This window comes from Mycobacterium sp. 050272 (assembly GCF_039023525.1).
GTDB lineage: Bacteria > Actinomycetota > Actinomycetes > Mycobacteriales > Mycobacteriaceae > Mycobacterium.
Genome location: NZ_JBCHKV010000001.1, coordinates 306,101 through 330,371, shown reverse-complemented (window position 1 = coordinate 330,371; position 24,271 = coordinate 306,101). Strand labels below are relative to the sequence as shown.

Here is a 24,271-nt window from a genome sequence, read left to right as displayed (position 1 = left end):
AGCGATCGGCGAAGGCTGGGACACTGGTCGGCATGGGCAGCACTGATCAGGCGACCGCGTCGGTGCGCACCTCGGCGCGGTTGTTCGACGAAGCCTGCAAGGTCATCCCCGGCGGGGTGAACTCGCCGGTGCGCGCGTTCACCGCGGTGGGCGGCACGCCGCGCTTCATCACCGAAGCGCACGGCTGCTGGCTCACCGACGCCGACGGCAATCGCTACGTCGACCTGGTCTGTTCCTGGGGTCCGATGATCCTGGGCCACGCGCACCCCGCCGTGGTCGACGCGGTCACCAAGGCCGCGGCGAACGGTCTGTCGTTCGGGGCGCCCACCCCGGCGGAGTCCGAGCTGGCCGCCGAGATCATCGGCCGGGTCGCACCGGTCGAACGGCTGCGGCTGGTGAACTCCGGCACCGAGGCCACGATGAGCGCGGTGCGGCTGGCCCGCGGCTTCACCGGCAGGGCCAAGATCATCAAGTTCTCCGGCTGCTATCACGGTCACGCCGACGCGTTGCTCGCCGACGCGGGATCCGGGGTGGCGACGCTGGGACTGCCGTCCTCGCCCGGTGTCACCGGCGCCGCCGCGGCCGACACAATTGTGTTGCCCTACAACGATATTGACGCGGTGCGGGAGACCTTCGCGCAGTTCGGCGACCAGATCGCCGCGGTGATCACCGAGGCCAGCCCCGGCAACATGGGTGTCGTCCCGCCGGGTGCGGGCTACAACGCGGCGCTGCGGGCGATCACCGCCGAGCACGGCGCGCTGCTGATCGTCGACGAGGTGATGACCGGCTTCCGGGTCAGCCGAAGCGGTTGGTACGGAATCGATCCCGTCGCCGCCGACCTGTTCACGTTCGGGAAGGTGATGAGCGGCGGTCTGCCCGCCGCCGCGTTCGGCGGACGGGTCGAGGTGATGGAGCGCCTGGCGCCGCTGGGGCCGGTGTATCAGGCCGGCACCTTGTCGGGAAACCCGGTGGCGATGGCCGCCGGGCTGGCCACCCTGCGTGCCTCCGACGATGCCGTCTACGCGGCGCTGGACGCCAACGCCGACCGCCTGGCCGGGCTGTTCTCCGAAGCGCTCACCAATGCTGGTGTGCCACATCAGATTCCGCGAGCGGGCAATATGCTCGGGGTGTTCTTCAGCGACACGCCGGTCACCGACTTCGGGTCGGCTCGCAACAGTCAGACGTGGCGCTATCCGTCGTTCTTCCACGCCCTGCTGGACGCGGGGGTCTACCCGCCGTGCAGCGCGTTCGAGGCGTGGTTCGTTTCGACGGCACTCGACGACACCGCGTTCGAGCGAATCGCGGCCGCGCTGCCCGGTGCCGCGCGCGCTGCCGCGAGCGCGACCCACGAGGGAGAAGCTTGATGGCCGAACAAACCCGGGTGCATGTGATGCGCCACGGCGAGGTGCACAACCCCGACGGCATCTTGTACGGGCGGCTGCCCGGATTTCACCTGTCCGACCGGGGGAAAGCGCAAGCGGCGGCGGTCGCCGACGCGCTGGCCGGCCGCGACATCGTCGCGGTCGTCGCCTCGCCGCTGCAGCGGGCGCAGGAGACCGCGACGCCCATCGCGTCCGGGCTCAACCTGCCCATCGACACCGATCCCGATCTGATCGAGTCGGCGAACTTCTTCGAGGGCCGGCGGGTCAGTCCCGGTGACGGCGCCTGGCGCGACCCACGGGTGTGGTGGCAGCTGCGCAATCCGTTCACGCCGTCCTGGGGTGAGCCCTATCGCGAGATCGCGCAGCGCATGTCGACCGCGGTGGACAAGGCGCGGGCCCGCGGCGCGGGCCACGAGGTGGTGTGCGTCAGCCATCAGCTGCCGGTGTGGACGCTGCGGCTGCACCTGACCGGCCAGCGGCTGTGGCACGACCCGCGGCGGCGCGAATGCGACCTCGCCTCGCTGACCACCCTGGTCTACGACGGCGACCGGCTGGTCGACGTCGAGTACTCCCAACCGGCGCGGGGCACTTGAGCGTGCTTCGGTCGATGATCGCCGTGGCTGTGTTGGCAATCTCCGGGTTGCTGACCGGCTGCTCGGCTGGTCATGACGCCGTCGCGCAGGGCGGCACCTTCGAATTCGTCTCTCCCGGAGGCAAAACCGACATCTTCTACGACCCGCCGTCGAGTCGCGGCCGCCCCGGCCCCCTGTCCGGACCGGACCTGGCCGACCCGTCGCACACCCTGTCGCTGGACGACTCGATCTTCTCCGGCAACGTCGTCGTCATCAACGTCTGGGGCCAGTGGTGCGGGCCGTGCCGCGCCGAAGTCACGCAGCTGCAGCAGGTGTATGACGCCACCCGCGAATCGGGGGCGTCATTCCTCGGCATCGACGTGCGCGACAACAATCGCCAGGCGGCCCTGGACTTCGTCAACGACCGGGCCGTCACCTACCCGTCGATCTACGACCCGGCGATGCGCACCCTGATCGCGTTCGGCGGCAAGTATCCGACCACCGTCATCCCGTCGACGCTGGTGCTGGATCGCCAGCACCGGGTCGCGGCGGTGTTCTTGCGGGAGTTGCTGGCGTCCGATCTGCGCCCGGTGGTGCAGCAGCTGACGCGGGAAGCGCCGCCGGGCGTGCAGGCGCCGGGGCAGCAGGGTTCGTCTCGATGACCGGTTTCGCACAGACGGCCGCCGCCGGGCCCTTGCTGGTGGCGCTGGGTGCCTGCGTGCTGGCGGGGCTGGTGTCGTTCGCCTCGCCCTGCGTGGTGCCGCTGGTGCCCGGCTACCTGTCGTATCTGGCCGCGGTGGTCGGAGTGGACGACCAGCCGGGGTCTGGCGTGGTCAAAGCCCCGCCCACGGCCCGGTGGCGCGTCGCCGGATCGGCGGCCCTGTTCGTCGCCGGATTCACCACGGTGTTCGTCCTCGGCACCGTCGCCGTGCTCGGGATGACGACGACGCTGATCACCAACCAGCTGCTGCTGCAGCGCGCCGGCGGCGTGTTGACCATCGTGATGGGCCTGGTGTTCGTCGGGCTCGTTCCCGCTCTGCAGCGCCAGGTCGGGTTCAGCCCGCAACAGCTGACGACGGTCGCCGGGGCGCCGGTGCTGGGTGCGGTGTTCGCGCTGGGGTGGACGCCGTGTCTGGGCCCGACGCTGACCGGCGTGATCACCGTGGCCTCGGCCACCGAAGGCGCGAATGTTCCGCGCGGCATCCTGCTGGTGATCGCCTACTGCCTGGGGTTGGGAATCCCGTTCGTGCTGTTGGCTTTTGGCTCGGCGCGCGCGGTCGCCGGCCTCGGCTGGCTGCGCCGGCACAGCCGGGCCATCCAGGTCTTCGGCGGCGCGCTGCTGATCGCCGTCGGGGTGCTGCTGGTCACCGGCGTGTGGAACGACTTCATCTCCTGGCTGCGCGACGCGTTCGTCAGCGACGTGAGGTTGCCGATTTGAGACAGCTTCTCGCAGTGCTGGTTTCCAAGATGCGCAACACCTGGCGCGCGCTGACCTCGATGGGCACCGCGCTGGTGCTGCTGTGCCTGCTGGCGCTCGGCGCGATCCCCGGAGCGCTGCTGCCGCAGCGCAGCCTGAACGAGGGCAAGGTCGACGAGTATCTGGCCGCCCACCCGACCATCGGCCCGTGGCTGAATCGGCTGCAGGCCTTCGAGGTGTTCTCCAGCTTCTGGTTCACCGCCATCTACGTGCTGCTGTTCGTCTCCCTGGTCGGCTGCCTGACCCCGCGGATGATCGAGCACGCCCGCAGCCTGCGCGCCACGCCCGTCGCCGCCCCCCGCAACCTGGCCCGGCTACCCAAGCACGCCAGCTCGCAGCTCACCCTGGCCGACGAGGCGGACCTGAACGCCGTGGCGAACAGCATCGCCGGGCGGCTGAACGGCTGGCGCACCGCGATCCGCCACGAGGACCACGCCGTGGAGATCTCGGCCGAAAAGGGCTACCTACGCGAATTCGGCAACATCGTCTTCCACTTCTCGCTGCTGGGCCTGCTGGTCGCGGTGGCCGTCGGCAAGCTGTTTGGCTACGAAGGCAACGTCATCGTCATCGCCGACGGCGGCCCCGGCTTCTGCTCGGCCTCACCGGCCGCGTTCGACTCGTTCCGCGCCGGCAACACCGTCGACGGCACCTCGTTGCACCCGATCTGCGTACGGGTCAACGACTTTCAGGCGCACTACCTGCCGTCCGGGCAGGCCACGTCGTTCGCCGCCGACATCGACTACCAGGACGGTCGCGACCTGGCGGCCAACAGCTGGCGGCCCTACCGGCTGGAGGTCAACCACCCGCTGCGGGTCGGCGGCGACCGGGTGTACCTGCAGGGCCACGGTTATGCGCCCACCTTCACGGTGACCTTTCCCGACGGGCAGCAGCGGACGTCGACCGTGCAGTGGCGCCCCGACAATCCGCAGACCCTGCTCTCGTCGGGGGTGGCGCGCATCGACCCGCCGGCCGGCAGCTTCCCGAACGCCGCGGAGCGCCGCCAGCACCAGATCGCGATCCAGGGCCTGCTGGCGCCGACCGCGCAACTCGACGGCGCGCTGCTGTCGTCGCGGTTCCCGGCGCTGGACGCCCCGGCGGTGGCCGTCGACATCTACCGCGGCGACACCGGCCTGGACACCGGGCGCCCGCAGTCGTTGTTCACCCTGGATCCGCGGCTCATCGAGCAGGGCCGGCTGACCAAGGAGAAGCGGGTCAACCTGCGTGCCGGCCAGGAGGTGCGCATCGACCAGGGTCCCGGCGCGGGCACCATGATCCGGTTCGATGGTGCCGTGCCGTTCGTCAACCTGCAGGTTTCCCACGACCCCGGCCAGGCCTGGGTGCTGGTCTTCGCGATCACGATGATGGCCGGGCTGCTGGTCTCGCTGCTGGTGCGCCGGCGCCGGGTATGGGTTCGTCTGATGCCGGTGGAATCGGCTCCCGGTACGGTCAACGTCGAGCTGGGCGGCTTGGCCCGCACCGACAACTCCGGTTGGGGTGACGAGTTCGAACGGCTCACCGAGCGCTTGTTGAGCGGGCTCGACGAATCCGCCGCCCCGGGGCAGGCCCCAAACCCAGCGTCCAGAAGGAGTTCTGAGGTGGACGTCACGTGAACACCACACATGTCAATATCGGCTTGGCGCGCTACTCCGACTGGGCGTTCACCTCGGCGGTGGTGGCCCTGGTCGTCGCGCTGCTGCTGCTGGCCTTCGAGCTCGCCTACGTCGGCAGCAGGCGATCTGACAACCGCGAGCGGGTACTGGCCGGCGTGCGCGCCGACAGCGCCACGCCCGGCATCGTCGAGGACGTCGACCGGCGGCCGGTCGACGAACGCGCCGGGCGAGCCGGACTGGCGGTCGTCTACCTCGGCATCGGCCTGCTGCTGGCCTGCCTGGTGCTGCGCGGTCTGGCCACCATGCGGGTGCCGTGGGGCAACATGTACGAGTTCATCAACCTCACCTGCCTGTGCGGGCTGATCGCCGGCGCAATCGTGCTGCGCCGACCGCAGTTCCGCCCGCTGTGGGTATTCCTGCTGCTGCCGGTGCTGATCCTGCTCACGGTGTCCGGGCGCTGGCTCTACACCAATGCCGCTCCCGTGATGCCGGCGCTGCAGTCCTACTGGCTGCCCATCCACGTGTCGGTGGTCAGCCTGGGCTCGGGGGTGTTTTTGGTCGCCGGCATCGCCAGCATCCTGTTTTTGCTGCGCACCTCGCGGTTCGGCGACCCGGCCGCCGAGGGAGTGGTGGCCCGCATCGTGCATCGGCTGCCCGACGCACAGACCCTGGACCGCATCGCCTACCGCACCACGATCTTCGCGTTCCCGGTCTTCGGTTTCGGGGTCATCTTCGGAGCCATCTGGGCTGAGGAGGCCTGGGGCAGATATTGGGGCTGGGATCCCAAGGAGACGGTTTCGTTCATCGCCTGGGTGGTATACGCGGCGTACCTGCATGCCAGGTCGACCGCGGGATGGCGTGACAGAAAGGCCGCCTGGGTCAACGTGGTCGGTTTCGTGGCCATGGTCTTCAATTTGTTCTTCGTTAACCTGGTCACCGTGGGCCTGCATTCGTATGCCGGCGTGGGCTGACAGTTAGGAAGCGACACCGCAACAAGGGGGAAATGCACGTGGCTGAGCAGTCATCGAGTGGCGTGGGGGCGCCCGAACATCCGACGGCTGATTTGAACCCGCAGGAGCAGCAGTCGGCCGGCGAGACGTCTGCCGATCCCAACACCGAGGCACCGACGAGGGCCTTCGCGGGCTTCCGCGCCCAGGGTCGGCAGCCGGCAACCGAGCGGCGCGAAGCACCGGCGCCGCCCCCGGGCGCGATGCCGCCCTGGGATTCCACGCCCGTGACCGGCATCCCGCGCGTCGACCCGACCGCATACGGCGCCTACTACAACGGCCAGGCCGACGCGCCCGCGCAAGCCCCGGCCCCGTACCGCCGCGAGCACCTGCCGCACACGCCGTATCCGGAGCTGTCCACCGGCATGCTGCTGCGCCCGATCAAGCCGCCGCCCTCGGAGGGCTGGCGGCGGCTGGTGTACGTGCTGTCCGGCCGGACGATCAACCTGGGGGAGAGCCCTCGGGCCGCCCGGCAGAACAACCTGGTGGCGTCGGTCAACCGGCCGCTGCGCGGCTCCTACCGGATCGCGGTGATCTCCCTGAAGGGCGGCGTCGGCAAAACCACGATCGCCGCCACCCTGGGCGCCACGTTCGCCGAGATCCGCGGCGATCGGGTGGTGGCCGTCGACGCCAACCCGGACCGCGGCACCCTGAGTCAAAAGGTCCCGCTGGAGACCGCGGGAACGGTGCGTCAACTTCTGCACGACGCCGGAACCGTCGAGCGCTACAGCGATGTCCGCCGCTACACCTCGAGGGGCCCGAGCGGGCTGGAAGTGCTGGCGTCGGACAGTGATCCGGCGGTGTCGGAGGAATTCGACGCCGACGACTACACCCGCACCCTGGGCATCCTCGAGCGCTACTACGGCCTGGTGATCACCGACTGCGGGCCGGGCTTGCTGCACTCGGCGATGTCGTCTGTGCTGGAGAATGCCAACGTTCTGATCGTGGTGAGTTCTGGTTCCATCGACGGTGCGCGCAGCGCGTCGGCGACGCTGGACTGGCTGGACGCGCACGGCCACCAAGCGCTGGTGCGCAATTCGATCGCGGTCATCAACGCGGTGCGCCCGCGGACCGGCAAGGTCGACATGAACAAGGTGGTCGATCACTTCTCGCGGCGCTGCCGCGCGGTGCGGTTGGTGCCCTACGACGCTCATCTCGACGAGGGCGCCGAGATCCACCTGGATCAGCTGCGGCGGGAGACCCGCGAAGCACTCACCGGCCTGGCTGCCGTTGTCGCCGAAGGGTTTCCAGGAGACCAGCCAAACCTCGGCATCGTCTGACGGAGGGGTCAGCGGGGGTTGTCGTCCCCGCTTCCCAACCGCCGCATGAAGTCTGGATCGTCGTCGGGCCCGATGACGCGCGTCTTCGGCCGGTGCGCCTGTGATCGCGCCGCGTGCCAGCCAATGTAGATCAGCGTCCCCAACACCAGGACGACCACCAGGTAGAGCACTGCACACCTCCTGTGAGCGAATATACTCGCGCCGTAGGCTCGAGCTGTGTCAGAAGGGCCGAGCGACAACAGCACTGGGAACCATCCGCCGGACGGTGCGCAGCAGCGCACTCGAGACCGCGTGGTTGTCGATGTTTTGCTTTACGCGGCGGCGCGGCTGCTGCTCGCGGTCGTGCTCACCGCCGTGATCTATCTCGTGGCGCGGCTGCTCGGCGTCAACCAGATCCCGATCGTCGTCGCGGCGCTGTTCGCGTTGATCATCGCGATGCCCTTGGGTATCTGGGTGTTCGCCCCGCTGCGCCGGCGTGCCACGGCCTCGCTCGCGGTGTCCGGCGAACGCCGCCGCGCCGAACGCGAACACCTGCAGGCCCGGCTGCGCGGTGAGGCCGTCGACGACGAGCCCCCCGAGAGCTGAGCTCAGTAGTTGGGCATCCGCACGACCTGCGCGGCATAGCTCAGGCCGGCGCCGTAACCGATCAGCAGCGCCAGATCGCCGGGCTGGGACGCCCCGGTCGCGAGCAGCTCGGCCATCGCCAGCGGAATGGACGCCGCGGACGTGTTCCCGGTGTGCTCAATGTCATTGGCGACGATCGCGTCCGAGCGCAGGTCCAGATTCTTGGCCAGTACCTCGTTGATCCGGGCGTTGGCCTGATGCGGGATGAACACGTCGATCTGATCGGACCGCACGCCTGCGGCGTCCATCGCCTGCCGCCCGACCTTGCCCATTTCGAATGCGGCCCAACGGAATACAGCGCTGCCTTCCAGGCGCAGAAACGGGCGCGGGCCGGTCGGGTTCTCGGTGTAGGCGATCCAATCGATGTCCTGACGGATGGCCATGGCCTGTTCGCCGTCGCTGCCCCACACGGTCGGCCCGATACCTTGCTCGGGGGTCTCGCCCACCACGACCGCGGCGGCGCCGTCGGCGAAGATGAAGCAGTTGCTGCGGTCGAGCATGTCCACGGTGGGAGACAGCTTCTCCGAACCGATGACCAGCATCTTGGCCACGCTGCCGCCGCGGATCATGTCGGCCGCGACGCCGACCGCGTAGCCGAAGCCGGCGCATCCGGCCGAGACGTCGAATGCGGGCACACCGGCTGCGCCCAACGCCGAAGCGACCGCCGGTGCGCTGGCCGGGGTCTGCAGGAATTGGGTGCTGGTGGCGACGATGACGCCGTCGATATCGGTCGCCTCCAGCGACGCCCTGGCGATCGCTTCCCGGCTGGCCTCGATCGACATGGACGCGACGGATTCGTCGGCGGCGGCGAAGCGGCGGGTCTTAATGCCGGTGCGCGAGTAGATCCACTCATCGGACGAGTCGATGTTGCGGCACAGCTCCTCGTTCGTGACCACGCGTTCGGGGCGGTACGCGCCGACGCTGAGCAGTCCGATGTTCCTGGGCCCACTGGTCGCGGCGATCTGCTGCATTGCGCTCCTCGCTCGGTCTAGCGGTGTAAGGGCTGTCACACCGACGCTAACGTGTGTTGCCGGAATCCGACGACCTCTTCGTGAAGGAATCGCGTTATCGGGTGTCGCGTGAGCCCGCCGTAGCTGCACCCTCGAAGCCTTGAGCGCGCACCGACGCTGGGTGCGTCAATGGGCCAGCGCCAGTGCGGCGGCCACCGCGACCGCCCAGACCAGCATCGTCAGTCCGGTGTCGCGCAGCACCGGGATCAGCTCGGGGCCGCCGCGCCCGGATCGCACCGGCCCGGCAGCGCGCAGCGCCAACGGCGTGGCGACCAGGCCCGCCGCACACCACGGCGTCGCCCACATCAACGCCAGGGTCAGCACCCCGGCGGTCGCCAGCAGCCCCTGGTAGAACACCCGGGTGTAGGTGTCGCCGAGGCGCACCGCGAGGGTGATCTTGTTGGCCTGCGCGTCGGTCGGGATATCCCGCAGATTGTTGGCCACCAGCACCGACGACGACAACGCGCCGGTGGCCACCGCCAGCTCCATGCCTACCCAGTCCACCCGCAGTGCCTGGGTGTACTGCGTGCCCAGCACCGCGACCAGGCCGAAGAACACGAACACCGCGACCTCGCCGAACCCCGCATACCCGTAGGGCCGCGAGCCGCCGGTGTACAGCCAGGCGCCCGCGATGCACACGACACCGACCGCGATCAGCCACGGCGCGGACAGCAGGGCCAGCGCCAGACCGGCCGCCGCGCCCACCGCGAGCGAGGCCACCGCGGCGGTCAGCACCGCTCGTGGCGTCGCCAGTTTCGAGCCCACCAGCCGTGCCGGGCCGGTGCGGACGTCGTCGGTGCCCCGGATGCCGTCGGAGTAGTCGTTGGCGTAGTTGACGCCGACCGTCAGCGCGACGGCGACGGCCAGCGCCAGCAGCGCTTTCCACCACACGGCGCTGTGCAGCCATGCCGCCGCACCGGTGCCCGCGACGACCGGTGCGATCGCGTTGGGCAGCGTCCGCGGCCGGGCCCCCGATATCCACTGCGCAAAAGTGGCCACCAGGGCATCCTGCCCTATGCACCACAATGGGCGAATGCCCGCCGGTGACGATGCAGAGCAAAACAGCGATGTGGGGGCACGCCCCCACAAGGGGGAGGTACCCCCACCCGCTTGCGGGGGAGAGGAAGCGGCGTAAATGCTCGCAGTGATCGGCGGCAGCGGTTTCTATACGTTCTTCGGCTCCGACGTTCGCCACGTCACCCCCCAGACCCCGTACGGCCCGCCCAGTGCCCCGCTGACGGTGGGCACCGTCGGGGAGCACGAGGTCGTCTTTCTGCCCCGGCACGGCGCCCAGCACGAGTACTCGGCCCACACCGTGCCGTACCGCGCCAACATGTGGGCGCTGCGCTCGCTGGGGGTGCGGCGGGTACTCGCGCCGTGCGCGGTGGGCAGTCTGAATCCCGCCTATGGACCGGGCTCGATCGTGGTGCCCGATCAGCTGGTGGACCGCACCAACGGCCGCGCCGACACCTACTTCGACTCCGGCGCGATTCACGTCGACTTCGCCGACCCGTATTGCCCGGTTTTGCGCGAGGCGGCCACCGGCCTGCCCGACGTGGTCGACGGCGGCACCATGGTGGTGATCCAGGGCCCGCGATTTTCCACCCGCGCCGAGAGCCGTTGGTTCGCCGCGGCGGGTTTCACGCTGGTCAACATGACCGGATATCCGGAGGCGGTGCTGGCTCGTGAGCTTGAAATATGTTATGCGGCAATTGCTTTGGTGACCGATCTGGACGCGGGTGTCAGCCATGGTGAGGGGGTGAAGACGGTCGACGTGATGGTGGAATTCGAGAAGAACATCGAGCCGTTCAAGACGCTGGTGCGCGAGACTATCGGCCGGGTGGCCGTCGAGCGCGACTGCACGCACTGCCTGTCGCACACCGGTGTCACGCTGCCGTTCGAGCTGCCGTGAGGGTGCTGCTGACCGGCGCGGCCGGTTTCATCGGGTCGCGGGTGGACGCGGCGCTGCGCGCGGCGGGTCACGAGGTGATCGGCGTCGATCTGCTGTTGCCTGCGGCGCACGGTCCAAAAGCATTGCTGCCCAACGGATGCCGTCGGGTTGATATCCGGGATGCCGAGGCGCTGGCCCCGCTGCTCGACGGTGTCGATCTGGTGTGTCACCAGGCCGCGATGGTGGGCGCCGGCGTCGACGCGGCCGACGCGCCCGCCTACGGCGGCCACAATGACTACGGCACCACGGTGCTGCTGGCGCAGATGTTCGCCGCCGGGGTTTCTCGCCTGGTGCTGGCGTCGTCAATGGTGGTGTACGGGCAGGGCCGCTACGGCTGCCCGCGGCACGGGGAGGTCGACCCGTTGCCTCGACGGCGCGCCGACCTCGACGCCGGGACCTTCGAGCACCGCTGCCCGCGCGGCGGCGAGGAGCTGGCCTGGCGGCTGGTCGATGAGGATGCCGCCCTGCGCCCGCGCAGCCTGTACGCCGCCAGCAAGACGGCCCAGGAGCATTACGCGCTGGCGTGGTCGGAGTCGACGGGCGGCTCGGTGGTGGCGTTGCGCTACCACAACGTCTACGGTCCCGGCATGCCGCGCGACACCCCATACTCCGGAGTGGCGGCGATCTTCCGCTCGGCGCTGGAAAAGGGTGAGCCGCCAAGGGTTTTCGAAGACGGCGGCCAGATGCGTGACTTCGTCCACGTCGACGATGTGGCGGCCGCGAACCTCGCTGCCACCGCTGAGCGCGACGGCTTCACCGCGGTCAATGTCTGCTCGGGCCGGCCGATCTCGATCCTGGAGGTGGCCACCGCGATCTGCGAGGCGCGCAACGAGGCGGTGTCCCCGGTGATCACCGGGCAGTACCGCAGCGGCGACGTGCGCCACATCGTCGCCGACCCCGCGCGCGCCGCCGAGGTGTTGGGCTTCCGCGCGGCGATCGATCCACGCGACGGCCTGCGTGAGTTCGCGTTCGCGCCGCTGCGCTGACTAGCGCTACGAGGGGTCGTGCGGCGGCCGGTAGATCTGCGGCTTGGCGACCGGGATCTGGCTGGTGGCCGAATCGTCACCGCGAAAGATCCGCGGCGAGCCGGCCAGTTGCGGTATTGCGGTGGTGGGTGATTCGCCGGTGGGGATCCGGGTCGTCACATCGGCCGGCGCCGCGCCGGTCGGGATGTGGGTCGTCGGCGCCTCGGCATTCTGCGCGACGGCACGCCTGCGCGCGGCGCGGCGACGACGCCGCAGCCGGCTGAAGTGTCCGGTGATGATCGCCGCCACCAGAATGCACACCGCCAGCGCGGACAGCGCCACGTCGAAGGTGCTGGTGATCTGCTGGGCGAGATCGTTTCCGTAGACCGGGTTTTGCACCGCATTGGGCGCCTCCTGGAACCGCGGCGCCAGCACGACGCCCACGATGACCCGCGAAATGCTCAGTGTGGCAACAAGTCCGCACAGCGTCGTGATCAGTCGGGCGGAGGCCGACGCCTGGCCTAGGCTGATCCGCAACCAGATGGCCAGCGCGGCGGTGACCACGTCGAACGCGGCCAGCACCACGCTGTCGTAACGCGAGTACGGGTAGTTCAGGCTCACCGCGACGGCCAGGTCGGTGATCCGCATCGCCACCGATCCCAGGCTCCACATGACGATGAGCAACAGGCCGGTTCGGGCCGCCGCCCGCCAGGCGCCCTCCTCGGACGCCACCGTTCGGGCGCGCCCGAACAGCGTGCGCGGCACGAAGATCGCCGCGGCCGCGGCCCACGCCAGATAGCCCTCGAACCCGACGCCCGCCGTCGACGTGTTCTGCGCGATGCCGTGGAACGCGTCAATGTCACGGCCGACGGGTAGCAGCCAGACGATGATCCCGGCGACCAGCGTCGAGGCTCCCAGCGCGATCATCGCCAACCGAGCGGCCCTGGTGCCGCTGAGCAGCCACCGCGAGGCGACGAGCACCGCGATCAACGCGACCAGGCCGTACACCGTCGCCGTCACGATGACCGCGATGTTCTGCTTACCGAAGTCGCCGCCCGAGTCGCCCAGCGCGTACTTCACCCGCCAGTACAGGGTGAAGCCGAAGCTCAATGCCGCGGCCACCATCGAGACGACGCCGATGATCTGGGCGGAGCGGTGCCGCCCATCCGCGGTGTCGTCGTCCGGCGCGGCGGCGTGACCGCCCGACTGCGTGCTTAGCACCGCGCCGGCCACACCCAGCCAGGCGCCCGGCCCGACACCGCCCGGCACGGTCACGGTCCCGCCGAAGCGGACGGTCTCGAACGCGTCGAACCCGACGAAGGCGAGCACCAGCAGCAAATAGGGAACGTTGAGCGCCAGCCGCAGCATGCTGACCGTCCGCCCGGAACCGGGCAAAGCGATGGCGATCAGCGAAAGTAGCGTCACCCCGATCAGGGTCGCGAACACCGACGTGTTGCTGTCCGCGATCGCGATGCCGAAATACAGGTTCCACGGCAGCAGCGCCGCGGCGAGGAGCAAGACAGCAGCGCTCAGGTCAGCCACGACGTTGCGTCGCGGGGCCGGCGCCCCGGCAACCTGCGGGCCCGCGGCCGGCACACCTCTGATGGGGCCGGTAGGCGCCTCGTCGCTGCTCTGGCTCACGGTTCCCCCCGGGTATCGCGGACGGTTACGGACGGCGCACATTCGCTCAGGCGGCCGGGGAACCCCCTGCCGTGGCGACTTCGTTGCTTACTTGGAAACATAATCTCCGTTCGGACGACGCGGGAGTGACCGTCCGGTCTGGGAACGCGGTTACGCTGCGCCTGTAGGCGAACGGGGTCGCCTGAATGATTGTTACTGCCGACGGTACCGAAGTGTAATGATGCCGGGACAAGCTGGTTGCGGGGTCGGCCAGCCGAAGGAGAGCAGGTATGGACGTCGTTTTGGGGGTCGCTGTCACCGGCCCCGTCGCCCGCTTAGCGCTTGTCGGAGCGGGTGCCGGTAGTGACGTGATCGACCAATCCGTCGTCGACCTGGCTAACAACCCCATCGAACAACTCACCGAAACCGTGGTGGGCACCAATCGGCTGTTGGCGAACGACAACCACCGGCTGGTCGGGACCCGGCTGTGCTGGACCGACCATCCCAGCGCCGACCAGCTGCGACAGGCGCTGGAGGATTCCGGCGTTCACAACGTCGCGGTGCTGTCGCAGTCGCAGGCGGTGACGGCCCTGATGCGCGCGGCGGGCCGGTCCGGCGGCGCGCTGGTGGTGGATGACAACACGGCGACGCTGTCGGTGGTGGGCGCCGCCGACGGGGATCCGGACGCACCGCCGACCATGCTGGCCAGCGAGCTGCTGGGCGGCGACGCCACCGGCACGCTGGACACGATGATGGCCCGGCTGGGCGAGCACCCCGACGCCACCAACGACGTGTTTTTGGTGGGCGCCTCGTCCGATCTGACCGGGGTCGCCGATCAGCTGCGCGACGCGACGATGCGGGTACAGATTCCCGAAGACCCCACCTTCGCGCTGGCCCGCGGTGCCGCGATCGCGGCCGCACCGCCGGCCGCAGACTCCACCGCGATGGCCCCGGCGGTCGGGCTGACCGGCGATGCGACGGCGATGGCGCCCGCGGCCGGGCTGACCGGCGACGCGACCGCGATGGCCCCGTCCGCCGGGTTGACCGATCCTGCCGCGGTCGACCAGCTGGCCTACTCAATGACCGACGATGACGACGACCTGTTCGCGGGCGAGGTCGACGATTTCGACGACTTCTACGAGGACGACCCCGACGCGGAGACCGGCCCGCTGAAACTGAGCCGCCGGTCGTTGCTGGTCGGCAATGCCGTGATCGCGTTCGCGGTCATCGGGGTGGCCTCGCTGGCCGTCGCGGTGGTGGTTGCCGTCCGGCCGACCGCGGCACAGGAGCCGGTGGTGGGACACCAGAACGCCGCGCCGGGCAAGTTCATGCCGCTGTTGCCGACCCAGCAGCAGGCGCCGGTGCCCCCGCCGCCGCCGCAAGCGCCCAACGCGGGCTACCAGGGCGGCGTCATTCCGGCTGTGCCGCAGGCACCGGTGGGTCCGGCACCGGTCGGTCCCGTTCCGGAAGCGCCGGCCGCACCGGTTGTTCCAGGCTTGGTGCCCAACCCCGACGGGCCAATTCCGATACCGGTGCCGATCATCGTCCCGTACCCGGGCTGGCGGCCACATCCCTGGTATCCGCCGTATACGCCGCCGACGTACACGACACCGACCACGCCGACCACGCCGACCACACCGACGACGCCGACCACACCGACGACGCCGAGCACGCCGACGACGCCGACCACGCCGACGACGACCCCGTACACGCCACCGACGACGACACCGACGCCGACGACCACGCCGTACACGCCGACGACGACCGTCCCGCCGACGACGACGACGTACACGCCACCGACGCCGACGACGACCGTCGCGCCCACCACGGTCGCTCCGACGACGCAGGCGCCGACTCAGCAAACCCAGACCCAGCAGACCCAGACGCAGCAGCCGACGGTCCAGCCGACCCAGCAGCCAACCGTCCAGCCGACGCAGCAGCAGACCGTGGCGCCGAAGCCGCCCACGCAGCAGCAGACCGCGGCGCCCAAGCCGCCGCCGCAGACCGTGGCGCCCAAGCCGCCATCCAGTGGCGGGGGCGGCCACTCGTCTTCCGGGTTCTGATCGCGGCTCATGCCCGGCGATCTGGTGACGGTGGTGCTGCCGTGTCTGAACGAGGAGGAGTCGTTGCCGGCGGTGCTGGCGGCCATCCCCGCGGGCTATCGAGCACTGGTCGTGGACAACAACAGCACCGACGACACCGCGGGCGTCGCCATCAGGCACGGCGCTGACGTCGTCGCCGAACCGCGGCCCGGGTATGGCTCGGCGGTGCACGCCGGCGTGGTCGCCGCGACGACTCCGATCGTGGCGGTCATCGACGCTGACGGCTCGATGGATGCCGGCGACTTACCGCGGCTGGTCGCCGCGCTCGAGCAGGGCGCGGACCTGGCGACTGGCCGGCGGCGGCCCGTTGCCGGGCTGCATTGGCCGTGGGTCGCCCGGGTGGGCACCGTGGTGATGAGCTGGCGGCTGCGCACGCGTCACGGCCTGCCGGTCCACGACATCGCACCGATGCGGGTCGTCCGTCGGGATGCGTTGCTGGGTCTTGGCGTCGTCGATCGACGCTCCGGGTATCCGCTGGAGTTGCTGGTGCGTGCCGCGGCGGCCGGCTGGCGGGTCGTCGAGCTCGACGTCAGCTACGGACCCCGCACCGGGGGCAAGTCGAAGGTCAGCGGATCTCTGCGGGGCAGTATCACCGCGATCCTGGACTTCTGGAAAGTGATTTCATGATCCCGGTGACGCTGCTCGTCGTCGCCAAGGCGCCGGAGCCCGGCCTGGCCAAGACCCGGCTGGCGGCTTCGGTCGGCGATCGGGTCGCGGCCGAGATCGCCGCGGCGGCGTTGCTGGACACACTCGACGCGGTGGCCGCCGCCGCGGTGAGCTCGCGGGTGGTGGCGCTGACCGGCGACCTGGATGCGGCCGCCGGCGCGGCGCAGCTCCGGCAGCGGCTCGAGTCGTTCACGGTGATCGAGCAACGCGGTGACGACTTCGCCGACCGGCTGGCCAACGCCCACGCCGACGCGGCCAACGGCTCTCCGGTGCTGCAGATCGGCATGGACACCCCGCAGGTGACCGCCGAGCTGTTGACCGACTGCGCGCGCCGGCTGTTGAATGCGCCGGCTGTGCTCGGCCCGGCCGACGATGGTGGTTGGTGGCTGCTCGGTGTGCAGAACCCTGCGATGGCCGAATGCCTGCGCGCCGTGCCGATGTCTCAACCCGACACCGGCGAGCTCACGCTAAAAGCTCTGGAAGACAACGATATTGACGTGCTTACGGTACAGCGGCTCAGCGATTTCGACGTCGTTGCCGATGTCGCCGCGGTACGAGAAGCCTGCGGGCCGGCGAGTCGTTTCGCGCGGGCAACTCGCGCGGCCGGACTGTAGGCGCTCTCGGGTGTGCGCTCCGGGCGGCCGGCGTGCATCCTGGGCGGAAATTCGGCACATTTCCCCCCGCCACCGCACACTCAAGATCATTGCTGCACAATCAAAGTCATTGCCGCACAGTCGAAGTCGCGCCCGACCGGTCGCCTAGTGCTTGGCGGTCTAGCTCTTTCCGCCCTTACCGGTTTCCTCGAGTTGTTTCGGGCAGTACGATTTCGCGGAAATCGTCGCGAACTGGGCGGCGCCGCTGGTGGTCAGCGCGGGGTTGTTTTCCTTGAGGTCGTTGAGCAGTTGCAGACCGGATACGCCGCGAGAAATCAACCCGCACACCGATTTTCCGGCGGTTATCGCTTGGCCCGGGTCCTGAAAGCTGATTCCCACGGCGTGCAGGTCTGCCAGGAAGACGTCGTTGTTGTCATCGACGGCCGCCTCGTCGACGCCGGTTTCGGCATAGGCAGGCGCCGCGACGACGAATCCCATCGCGATGCCGAGAACGGCTAGTAGCAGTCTCATGATTCCTCCCTGTCGTGTGCTGATGTTCTTGCGCCGCAATGGTTTCCCGCCGCTATCCGAGCTTGGATTCGGTCGCAGTGGCTGGCGTCCCCGCATCGTCGGTGACGTGCACCGCGTGGACGCCGGGCGTGGTCGTCAGTCTGGCAACCAAGTCGTCGAGCCCGGCTTCGTCGACACTCCAATGCTGCACCTGGTCGGGCTGCTCTTGCAGTTGCGCGATGACGCGGTCGAGTTTGACGGGACCCACGCGGCGCTCGCCGGTGATCGCGCGGGCCTGAATGCCGGTTGAGCTGACGACGCGGGAAACCGGGCTGCCCAGCGCACCACCGGACAGGCTGCCCAGGGTCGCCTCGTTGATCAGGCCGGCATCCAGGCTCGCGGGAGCCGCTGCCACGCCGGCCGGCAGTGCGGTCGAGGCCAGCCTGATCGCCGGGGTGGCGGTCGCCCAGTTTGGCGGCACCGACATCGATCCCACCGTCGGCGCGCCGCCCAGCACCGCCGACACCGGCCGCACCGCGCCGACGGCGGCTAGATGTCCGGGCGACGCCAGACCGGCGCCCAGCGACGACTTGGCCATCGCGGCACTCCACGGCGCGTAGATGAAGAAGTTCTTCCACTGCGAAACACCAAGGCCGATACTGGCGTTGACGACGTTGGTCCACGTGCCCTGACTGCCGATCGACGAAATAGCCGAGTACAGCGCCTCCCACATCGGTGCGACATCCGAACTCCCCGTCACTCCGGTGATCAGTTGCTGCCAAAATGTCGCGTACTGGCCGGTGAGCGAGTTGATGTAGTTCTCCAGCTCTGTCAGCCATGACGACAACGACTGCGGCGGTGCCGCGGCCGCCGCGGCCGCTTGAGTCGCCTGCGCGGTCGCGGCGGTGGTTTGCGGCGCCTCGCGGAACGCCGTCAGCTCACCGGCGGATTCCGAGGCGCTGGCGTAGCCGAACATCACCTCGACATCCTGAGCCCACATCTCGCCGTATTCGGCTTGGTTGGCCGCGATCTCCCCGTTGTTCTGGCCGAGGATATTGGTCGCCAACAGCTCTTGCAGTTCGAGACGGTTCTCGATGATCAGCGCCGGCGGCACGGCCGCCGCCAACGCGGCCTCGTAGGCGCGCGCCGCGGCCAGCGCCTGGGACGCGGCCTCTTCGGCCTGAGCCGCCGTGGTCGACGTCCACGTCACATACGGTGCCGCTGCCGCCGCCATGGCCTCCGACGACGGACCCGCCCACGACTCGCTGACCAGTTCGGAAATCACCGAACCGTACGAGGCCGCGGTGGTATGCAACTCGGCGGCCAGCGCGTCCCATGCCGCTGCGGCGGCCAACAAGGAGCCCGAGCCCGGGCCAGAGTAGAGCAGACCGGAGATCAGTTCCGGTGGCTGCACTGCGAAATCCGCGAAAACCATTGCCGTGACTCTCCTTATTTCGCGTTCGGCGGGATCACGATGACCGTCGAGGTCGTCGCGATGTCGTCGAGTGCCACCGCACCGGGAACACGCACGGCGGGTGCAACGGCACGGGTGGCAGCCCCACCGACAGCGCGGCCGGCCAGGCTCGACAGCGCAGTCGGGGCGAACATGCCGTCGTTGGCGGCCACCGCGGGAGCCGCCTCGAGCATGGTCTCGGGCAGCTCGGAGGCAACCGTTCTGATCGCCGGAACGGCCGCCGCCCAATTCGCCGGCACGGACAGCGCGCCGACCGTGCCGGCACGACCCGCCGCGGCCGCCACCGCCCCCGCCGGGTGCAATGCGCCGGCCCCGGTCAGCAGGTCGCTGTGCAGCAACGGCGCCAGCACCCCGAGCAGTGGTTTGGGGTGCAGCAGCGGGCCGATTCCCTGGATGCCCGTGCCCACGGACGGGATGCTGATGGCGACCTGGTACCAGTTCCTGAACAGGCCCGCGATCCCCAGCGGGTTGTAGGGCCCGGCCACGAAGTTGGTCATGAAGCCGTTGAATGTCTTCAGAATCCCGGTGATGTCTTTGATGCCCAACGGGACCTCGGCCGCTGCCGCGTTCACGGTGGCGTTCGCGGCGAGGGCTTGCACCGCGGCCGGAGCCTGAACCAATGCTTGTGACAGCGCCGATTCCACATCGGAGGCAGCCGACGACTCGGCCGCGGCGGCGACCGCCGCCGACTGGTCGGCCGTCCCGCCCTCGTTTGTCGTCGTTGGGGGTGCGGTGAACGGAGTCAGCCGGGTCGCCACTTCGGAGGCCGCGGCGTAGCCGTACATCGCGCCGGCGTCTTGGGCCCACATCTCGGCGTACTGAGCCTCGGTGGTCGCGATCGCCGGCGTGTTCTGACCCAAGATGTTCGTCGCGATCAGCGTCGCCAACAACGCCCGGTTGGCCCCGACCACCTGGGGTGGGACGGTAGCCGCGAAGACGGCCTCGAACGCGGCGGCCGCGGCCTTGGCTTGCAGTGCCGTCTGCTCGGCTTGTGCGGCAGTACTTTCCAGCCACGCGATGTACGGCGCTGCGGCAGCGAGCATCGCCGTCGCCGAGGGGCCAAGCCAACCGCTGAGCAGCTCGGCGATTGTGGAACCGTAAGACGCTGCCGTTGAACGTAATTCGCTGGCCAACCCATCCCAGGCAGTTCCGGCGACCAACAGCGGCGCCGACCCCGGCCCAGAGTAGATCTTGCCGGAGTTGATCTCCGGAGGTAACGCCCCGAAATCCATTGCCTTCCCTCCGCCGGCCCCCTGATCGCCGACATTGTTGAACGTCAACAACATTGAGCGACTTCATTGAGCTGCTCTCGTGGCCAGTACGCTAGCCAGCCCTGGCGGAAAACTTGTCGCGCCCTTCGGCCGTCGTAACGGTGCCTGGAAACGGGTGCGGATTCGACGGCCGGCCACAGCGAGGCGCCGATGAACCCGTCTACCTCGCGTTAACGCCGAAGCTCGGCAGGGTGAACACATATAAAACACACACTCGACGTATAGCGATCGACGATGTCGTTAATTTAAATCTCCCCACCAATAATTCGAGTTCTCACCAGCAAACGTGCCGAACGGTTAGTGCGTACCCCGCGCCCTGCCGCCGTGACGGCAGATCCGACACCCGCCACGGGCCTTTCCGCGTCGGCAAAGACCAGTTGAACGGCGCGATACGCGGGCAACATATGGCTAAAATCGGCACCACATCGGCCGGTGGGAGCCGGCTGACCGGCCCGGCCGTGGTTAACTGCCGAGGGCCTCAGTCGCGTCGGCTCAACACGGCCGCGCGCCCGGCGATCCCGACGGCGAAAACCGCCAGACCCGCGGCCGCCGCTTCCCACGGCAGGGTGGCGACCAGCAGCAGGCACCCGGCCAGTCCGACACCATTCACCAGCCGGCGCCGACGCAACGTATATGCGGCGGCGTTGGCGATCGCGTAGTAGATCAGCACCCCGAACGACGAAAAGCCGATCACTCCACGCAGATCCACCGCACTCACCAGGACGCAGACCACCACGCCGATCGCGATCTCGGCGTGGTGTGGCACCCGGTGTTCGGAGTGCACCGCCGCCAGCCAGGCCGGCAAATCCCGGTGCCGGGCCATCGCCAGGGTGGTGCGCCCGAGCCCGGCGATCAGTGCCAGCAGCGCGCCAAGGCTGGCCAGCGCTGCCCCGACCGAGATCACCGGAACCAACTCTGGGGCGCTGGCCGCGCGCACCGCCTCGGCCAGTGGGGCAACGGCATTCGCGAGCCGGTCGGGTCCCGCGGCCAGTAGTGCGGCCACCCCGACAACCAGATAGATCACCACCGCGATCGCCAAGGCAACCGAAATCGCGCGGGGGATGGTGTGGGCCGGGTCGCGCACCTCCTCACCCATCGTCGCGATGCGGGCATACCCGGCGAACGCGAAGAACAGCAGCCCCGCCGACTGCAGCACCCCGTAAATCGAGCCGGTGAACCACGAGCCGCTCAGCTGTGCGAAATCCGGCTTGCTCATCGCGATGCCGATGACGACAGCGGCCAGCGCAATCAGGGTGCACACCAACAAAATTCGGGCCAGCATCGCGGTCTTGGTGACGCCGCGGTAGTTCAGGGTGGTCAGCAGGACAACGGCGGCGATCCCGACGATTCGCTGCAACCACACCGGCGCCCCGGGAACCGCGTAGGCGGCGACGGTGAGCGCCATCGCCGCGCACGACGCCGTCTTGCCGATCACGAATCCCCACCCCGCGATGAAGCCCCACCACGGGCCGAGGCGTTCCCGGCCGTAGATGTACGTCCCGCCCGACGTCGGATACTCCGCGGCCAGTTGCGCGGACGAGGTGGCATTGCAGTAGGCGATCACCGCGGCCAGCGCCAGCCCGATCAGCAGACCCGCGCCCGCGGCGCGCGCGGCCGGGCCGAACGCGGCGAACACCCCGGCCCCGATCATCGAACCCAATCCGATGACGACCGCGTCGGTCGTGTTGAGTCGGCGCGCCAGTTCGGGTTGATCTTCCATGTCCGCCTACCAGTGGGTGACCATGACGGTATTGACCAGGAGTGCACCGGCGGCGTTGATCGCCAGCCACATGCGGTGCGAGCGCACCGCCAGCAGCGCGGGCGCAGCGGTGAGCCAGATCGTGAACGGCAGCCAAATCCGTTCCACCTCCGCCTTACTCAGCATGCTCAGGTCGGCGCAGACGATCGCGGCCAGCATGGCCAGCAACAGCAGATGAAAGCCGGAGCGACGGCGGATGGCGGCGCCGTCGAACACCCGGGTAATGCCCGCGACACCGCCGAGGCCGATCGCGCACACCACGCAGGCCAGGTTTGCCCACCACCAATACTGGAATGGCCGGTCGTGGGCGATCCCCTGCCAATAGCGTTGCTGGACAAGGGTGTAGCCGTCGAACCAGTAGAACCCGGCGACGGCGAAGGTCACCGCGACCGCCAACGCGGTCACGGTGGCCGGGCCCAGTGCCCGTAGCGCCGGGCGAAAATCCTTGGCCGAAACCAGCACGGCCGCGGCGGGCAAGCCCAGCAGCGCCAGGCCGTAACTGAGGAAGACGCACCAGCCGAGTAGCAGCCCGGCGGCAGCGGCGATGAGCGCCGGGAAACGAACCTGTCGGTGTACGGCCACGGCCAGCAGCGCGATGCCCCACGCCGCGACGCCGGCGAAGTAGCCGTCGGCCGAGACCGCCACCCAGATCGCCGTCGGCGCTATCGCGACGAACGGAGCGGCCAGCCGCGCGGTCTGCTCGTCGGCCAAAGCGCGTATGGCGATCACCACGGCCGCTGCCGCGCTGGAGCCGACCAGCAGGCACCACAAGCCGGCCCACGCGCCGCCGTGCAGACCGAGGCGGTCCAGCCAGACGAACGACAGCAGCGCGCCCGGCGGATGCCCGGACACATGGGTGATCCAGGAGTTGGGCTGGTAGTCGAGAATCCGGGTGGTAAACGTGCGCACCGTCGCCGGAATGTCGTCGATGCTGGGCACCTGGGTCACATATTCGTCCCTGGTGGTCAGCCGCCCCGCGAAGCCGCGCTGCCAGCCGTCGATCATCGCCAGCGCGAATGCCCACCCGCAGGACGCCGCCCAGGTGGCCAGCGTCAGCGTCCGCCACGAAAGGCGTTGTGCGACAACTGGTCCCCACACCACTGCGGCAACCGCGAGCAGTATCGCCGGGCCGGTTCCCCAGCTGGCGTGCACCTCCCACGCGCCGAACAGCGGTTCCGACTCGGCGTTGGTGGCAAAGCGCTCCGGACCCAGGTCGAGGCGCGGGCGCACACCCCAATCCAGCGACGGCAGCACCACCGCGGCGGCAACCAGGCCGGCACCGGCCGCGACGGCCAGCATTTCCCGGCGGGCGACCCTCACGATCGGCCGGCCTCTTGGTCGGCACCGAACCGATGCACCAGCGCCGCCCGGTCGACCTTGCCGATGCCGCGGCGGGGCAACGCGTCGACGATGTGCAACTCGCGCGGCGCGGCGGTGGTGTCCAGGATGCCGGCCACGTGTGTGCGCAGCGCATCCAGCGTCGGCGGTCGGGAGCCGTCACGCACCACGATCGCCGCGGCCACCCGCTGGCCCAACCGGTCGTCGGCGAGACCGAACACCGCGCAGTCTTCGACCGCGGGGTGGGCGCACAGCGCGGCCTCGACCGGCGTGGGCAGCACCGTCAGCCCGCCCGTGCTGATCGCGTCGTCGGCGCGGCCCAGCACCGTCAGCACACCGGAGTCGATCGCGCCCAGGTCGTCGGTGCGGAACCAGCCCGGCTCGGCGAACGGGTCCGGATCAACCGGGTTGCGATAGCCCTTAGCCACCGTGGCGCCGCCGATTACGATGCACCCGTCGTCCACCCGCAGCTCTACGCCGTCCAGTGCGACGCCGTCGTATACGCAGCCGCCCGCTGTCTCGCTCATCCCGTAGGTGCGCACCACCGTGATTCCCGCGGCCGCCGCGGCATCGAGCACCGGTCGGGGTGCGGGTCCGCCGCCCAGCAATACGGCGTCCAATTCGGCGAGCGCGGCCGTTGCCGCGGGATCGGCCAACGCCTTGGCCAGTTGGGCGGCGACCAGCGACGTGTATCGCCGGCTGGCGCTCAATGTGCTTACCGCGCGCGGCAATTCGCCGGCGTCGAACCCGCGGGAGACATCCAGCTCGACGGGCGCCGAACCGGCCAGCAGGCTGCGCACCAGCACCTGGATGCCGGCGATGTGATGCGGCGGCAGAGCCAACAGCCAGCTGCCCGGCCCGCCGAGACGGTCATGGGTGGCGGCCGCGCTGGCGGTCAGGGCCGCGGCAGTCAGCAAGGCGCCCTTGGGTTTACCGGTGGTCCCCGATGTCGTCACCACCAAGGCGACGTCGTCGTCGATGGCCTCGCCGACCCGCAGCGCGTGCAGGTCGTAATTTTGTTGCGCCGCAACGAACGCCGAGTCACGACCGGCCAGCACCC

Annotated in this window: 23 protein-coding genes; 13 read left to right on the top strand and 10 right to left on the bottom strand. The window is 69.4% G+C overall.

The window, feature by feature from the left end; all coding sequences use genetic code 11:
• The first annotated feature begins 32 nt into the window (after nt 1-32).
• The 7 genes from hemL to AAHS21_RS01590 are packed head-to-tail and all read left to right on the top strand — an operon-like array spanning nt 33 to nt 7,328.
• Nucleotides 33-1,364, top strand: coding sequence for a glutamate-1-semialdehyde 2,1-aminomutase (hemL, locus tag AAHS21_RS01620; RefSeq protein ID WP_342925974.1), 1,332 nt, complete (start codon nt 33-35; stop codon nt 1,362-1,364).
• On the top strand, nt 1,364-1,975 hold the full coding sequence (locus tag AAHS21_RS01615; protein WP_342925973.1) for a histidine phosphatase family protein: 612 nt from the start codon (nt 1,364-1,366) through the stop codon (nt 1,973-1,975). The genes hemL and AAHS21_RS01615 overlap by 1 nt, the downstream gene beginning before the upstream one ends.
• A 2-nt stretch (nt 1,976-1,977) precedes the next feature.
• Entirely contained in the window at nt 1,978-2,616 is a 639-nt protein-coding gene (locus tag AAHS21_RS01610; RefSeq protein WP_165796296.1) for a TlpA disulfide reductase family protein, read from the top strand.
• Nucleotides 2,613-3,392 (top strand): cytochrome c biogenesis CcdA family protein, encoded by a 780-nt coding sequence (locus tag AAHS21_RS01605; protein WP_342925972.1) that lies wholly within the window; start codon nt 2,613-2,615, stop codon nt 3,390-3,392. Before AAHS21_RS01610 ends, AAHS21_RS01605 begins: the two co-directional genes overlap by 4 nt.
• Before the next feature lie 29 nt (nt 3,393-3,421).
• A complete protein-coding gene (locus AAHS21_RS01600) occupies nt 3,422-5,041 on the top strand; it encodes a cytochrome c biogenesis protein ResB (protein WP_342926534.1) in 1,620 nt (539 codons plus the stop codon).
• Nucleotides 5,038-6,012 (top strand): c-type cytochrome biogenesis protein CcsB, encoded by a 975-nt coding sequence (gene ccsB / locus AAHS21_RS01595; protein ID WP_342925971.1) that lies wholly within the window; start codon nt 5,038-5,040, stop codon nt 6,010-6,012. The genes AAHS21_RS01600 and ccsB overlap by 4 nt, the downstream gene beginning before the upstream one ends.
• A 38-nt stretch (nt 6,013-6,050) precedes the next feature.
• Nucleotides 6,051-7,328: a MinD/ParA family protein gene (locus AAHS21_RS01590; protein WP_342925970.1), complete on the top strand. Its 1,278-nt coding sequence runs from the start codon at nt 6,051-6,053 to the stop codon at nt 7,326-7,328.
• Nucleotides 7,329-7,336: 8 nt separating this feature from the next.
• On the opposite strand, the gene AAHS21_RS01585 is transcribed toward AAHS21_RS01590, so the two are convergent.
• Nucleotides 7,337-7,498: a hypothetical protein gene (locus AAHS21_RS01585; protein WP_342925969.1), complete on the bottom strand. Its 162-nt coding sequence runs from the start codon at nt 7,496-7,498 to the stop codon at nt 7,337-7,339.
• A gap of 121 nt (nt 7,499-7,619) precedes the next feature.
• Here AAHS21_RS01585 and AAHS21_RS01580 point away from each other — a divergent pair, with 121 nt between their 5' ends.
• Complete coding sequence (locus tag AAHS21_RS01580; RefSeq protein WP_342926533.1) at nt 7,620-7,913, top strand: DUF4229 domain-containing protein; 294 nt, start codon at nt 7,620-7,622, stop codon at nt 7,911-7,913.
• Nucleotides 7,914-7,915: 2 nt separating this feature from the next.
• On the opposite strand, the gene fabH is transcribed toward AAHS21_RS01580, so the two are convergent.
• Nucleotides 7,916-8,923, bottom strand: a complete 1,008-nt coding sequence (gene fabH, locus AAHS21_RS01575) for a beta-ketoacyl-ACP synthase III (RefSeq protein ID WP_342925968.1) — start codon at nt 8,921-8,923, stop codon at nt 7,916-7,918.
• Between the two features lie 165 nt (nt 8,924-9,088).
• On the bottom strand, nt 9,089-9,961 hold the full coding sequence (locus tag AAHS21_RS01570) for a 1,4-dihydroxy-2-naphthoate polyprenyltransferase (protein ID WP_342925967.1): 873 nt from the start codon (nt 9,959-9,961) through the stop codon (nt 9,089-9,091).
• Nucleotides 9,962-10,097: 136 nt separating this feature from the next.
• On the opposite strand from AAHS21_RS01570, the gene AAHS21_RS01565 reads away from it, so the two are divergent.
• Nucleotides 10,098-10,874 (top strand): S-methyl-5'-thioadenosine phosphorylase, encoded by a 777-nt coding sequence (locus AAHS21_RS01565; RefSeq protein ID WP_342925966.1) that lies wholly within the window; start codon nt 10,098-10,100, stop codon nt 10,872-10,874.
• On the top strand, nt 10,871-11,899 hold the full coding sequence (locus AAHS21_RS01560) for an NAD-dependent epimerase/dehydratase family protein (protein ID WP_342925965.1): 1,029 nt from the start codon (nt 10,871-10,873) through the stop codon (nt 11,897-11,899). Before AAHS21_RS01565 ends, AAHS21_RS01560 begins: the two co-directional genes overlap by 4 nt.
• Before the next feature lie 6 nt (nt 11,900-11,905).
• Here AAHS21_RS01560 and AAHS21_RS01555 read toward each other — a convergent pair whose 3' ends face one another.
• Nucleotides 11,906-13,519 carry a hypothetical protein gene (locus tag AAHS21_RS01555; protein ID WP_342925964.1) on the bottom strand — a complete coding sequence of 538 codons (1,614 nt, stop codon included), beginning with the start codon at nt 13,517-13,519 and terminating at the stop codon, nt 11,906-11,908.
• Between the two features lie 269 nt (nt 13,520-13,788).
• Between AAHS21_RS01555 and AAHS21_RS01550 the strand changes: the two genes are divergently transcribed.
• Genes AAHS21_RS01550 through AAHS21_RS01540 form a run of 3 tightly spaced genes read left to right on the top strand, consistent with a single transcriptional unit; the run spans nt 13,789 to nt 16,880 of the window.
• Nucleotides 13,789-15,561 (top strand): hypothetical protein, encoded by a 1,773-nt coding sequence (locus AAHS21_RS01550; RefSeq protein ID WP_342925963.1) that lies wholly within the window; start codon nt 13,789-13,791, stop codon nt 15,559-15,561.
• Nucleotides 15,562-15,570: 9 nt separating this feature from the next.
• Nucleotides 15,571-16,227 carry a glycosyltransferase family 2 protein gene (locus tag AAHS21_RS01545; RefSeq protein WP_342925962.1) on the top strand — a complete coding sequence of 219 codons (657 nt, stop codon included), beginning with the start codon at nt 15,571-15,573 and terminating at the stop codon, nt 16,225-16,227.
• Entirely contained in the window at nt 16,224-16,880 is a 657-nt protein-coding gene (locus tag AAHS21_RS01540; RefSeq protein WP_342925961.1) for a DUF2064 domain-containing protein, read from the top strand. The genes AAHS21_RS01545 and AAHS21_RS01540 overlap by 4 nt, the downstream gene beginning before the upstream one ends.
• A 159-nt stretch (nt 16,881-17,039) precedes the next feature.
• Here the strand turns inward: AAHS21_RS01540 and AAHS21_RS01535 are convergent, their stop codons facing one another.
• The 6 genes from AAHS21_RS01535 to menE all read right to left on the bottom strand — a co-directional run bounded on the left by AAHS21_RS01535 (nt 17,040) and on the right by menE (nt 24,269).
• Entirely contained in the window at nt 17,040-17,390 is a 351-nt protein-coding gene (locus AAHS21_RS01535; RefSeq protein WP_342925960.1) for a DUF732 domain-containing protein, read from the bottom strand.
• A gap of 52 nt (nt 17,391-17,442) precedes the next feature.
• Entirely contained in the window at nt 17,443-18,804 is a 1,362-nt protein-coding gene (locus AAHS21_RS01530; protein WP_342925959.1) for a PPE family protein, read from the bottom strand.
• Nucleotides 18,805-18,818: 14 nt separating this feature from the next.
• Nucleotides 18,819-20,075, bottom strand: a complete 1,257-nt coding sequence (locus AAHS21_RS01525) for a PPE family protein (RefSeq protein WP_342926532.1) — start codon at nt 20,073-20,075, stop codon at nt 18,819-18,821.
• A gap of 517 nt (nt 20,076-20,592) precedes the next feature.
• Nucleotides 20,593-21,834, bottom strand: a complete 1,242-nt coding sequence (locus AAHS21_RS01520) for an APC family permease (protein ID WP_342925958.1) — start codon at nt 21,832-21,834, stop codon at nt 20,593-20,595.
• Nucleotides 21,835-21,840: 6 nt separating this feature from the next.
• Nucleotides 21,841-23,193, bottom strand: coding sequence for a hypothetical protein (locus tag AAHS21_RS01515; RefSeq protein ID WP_342925957.1), 1,353 nt, complete (start codon nt 23,191-23,193; stop codon nt 21,841-21,843).
• Entirely contained in the window at nt 23,190-24,269 is a 1,080-nt protein-coding gene (menE, locus tag AAHS21_RS01510; RefSeq protein ID WP_342926531.1) for an o-succinylbenzoate--CoA ligase, read from the bottom strand. Before menE ends, AAHS21_RS01515 begins: the two co-directional genes overlap by 4 nt.
• Nucleotides 24,270-24,271 lie beyond the last annotated feature (2 nt).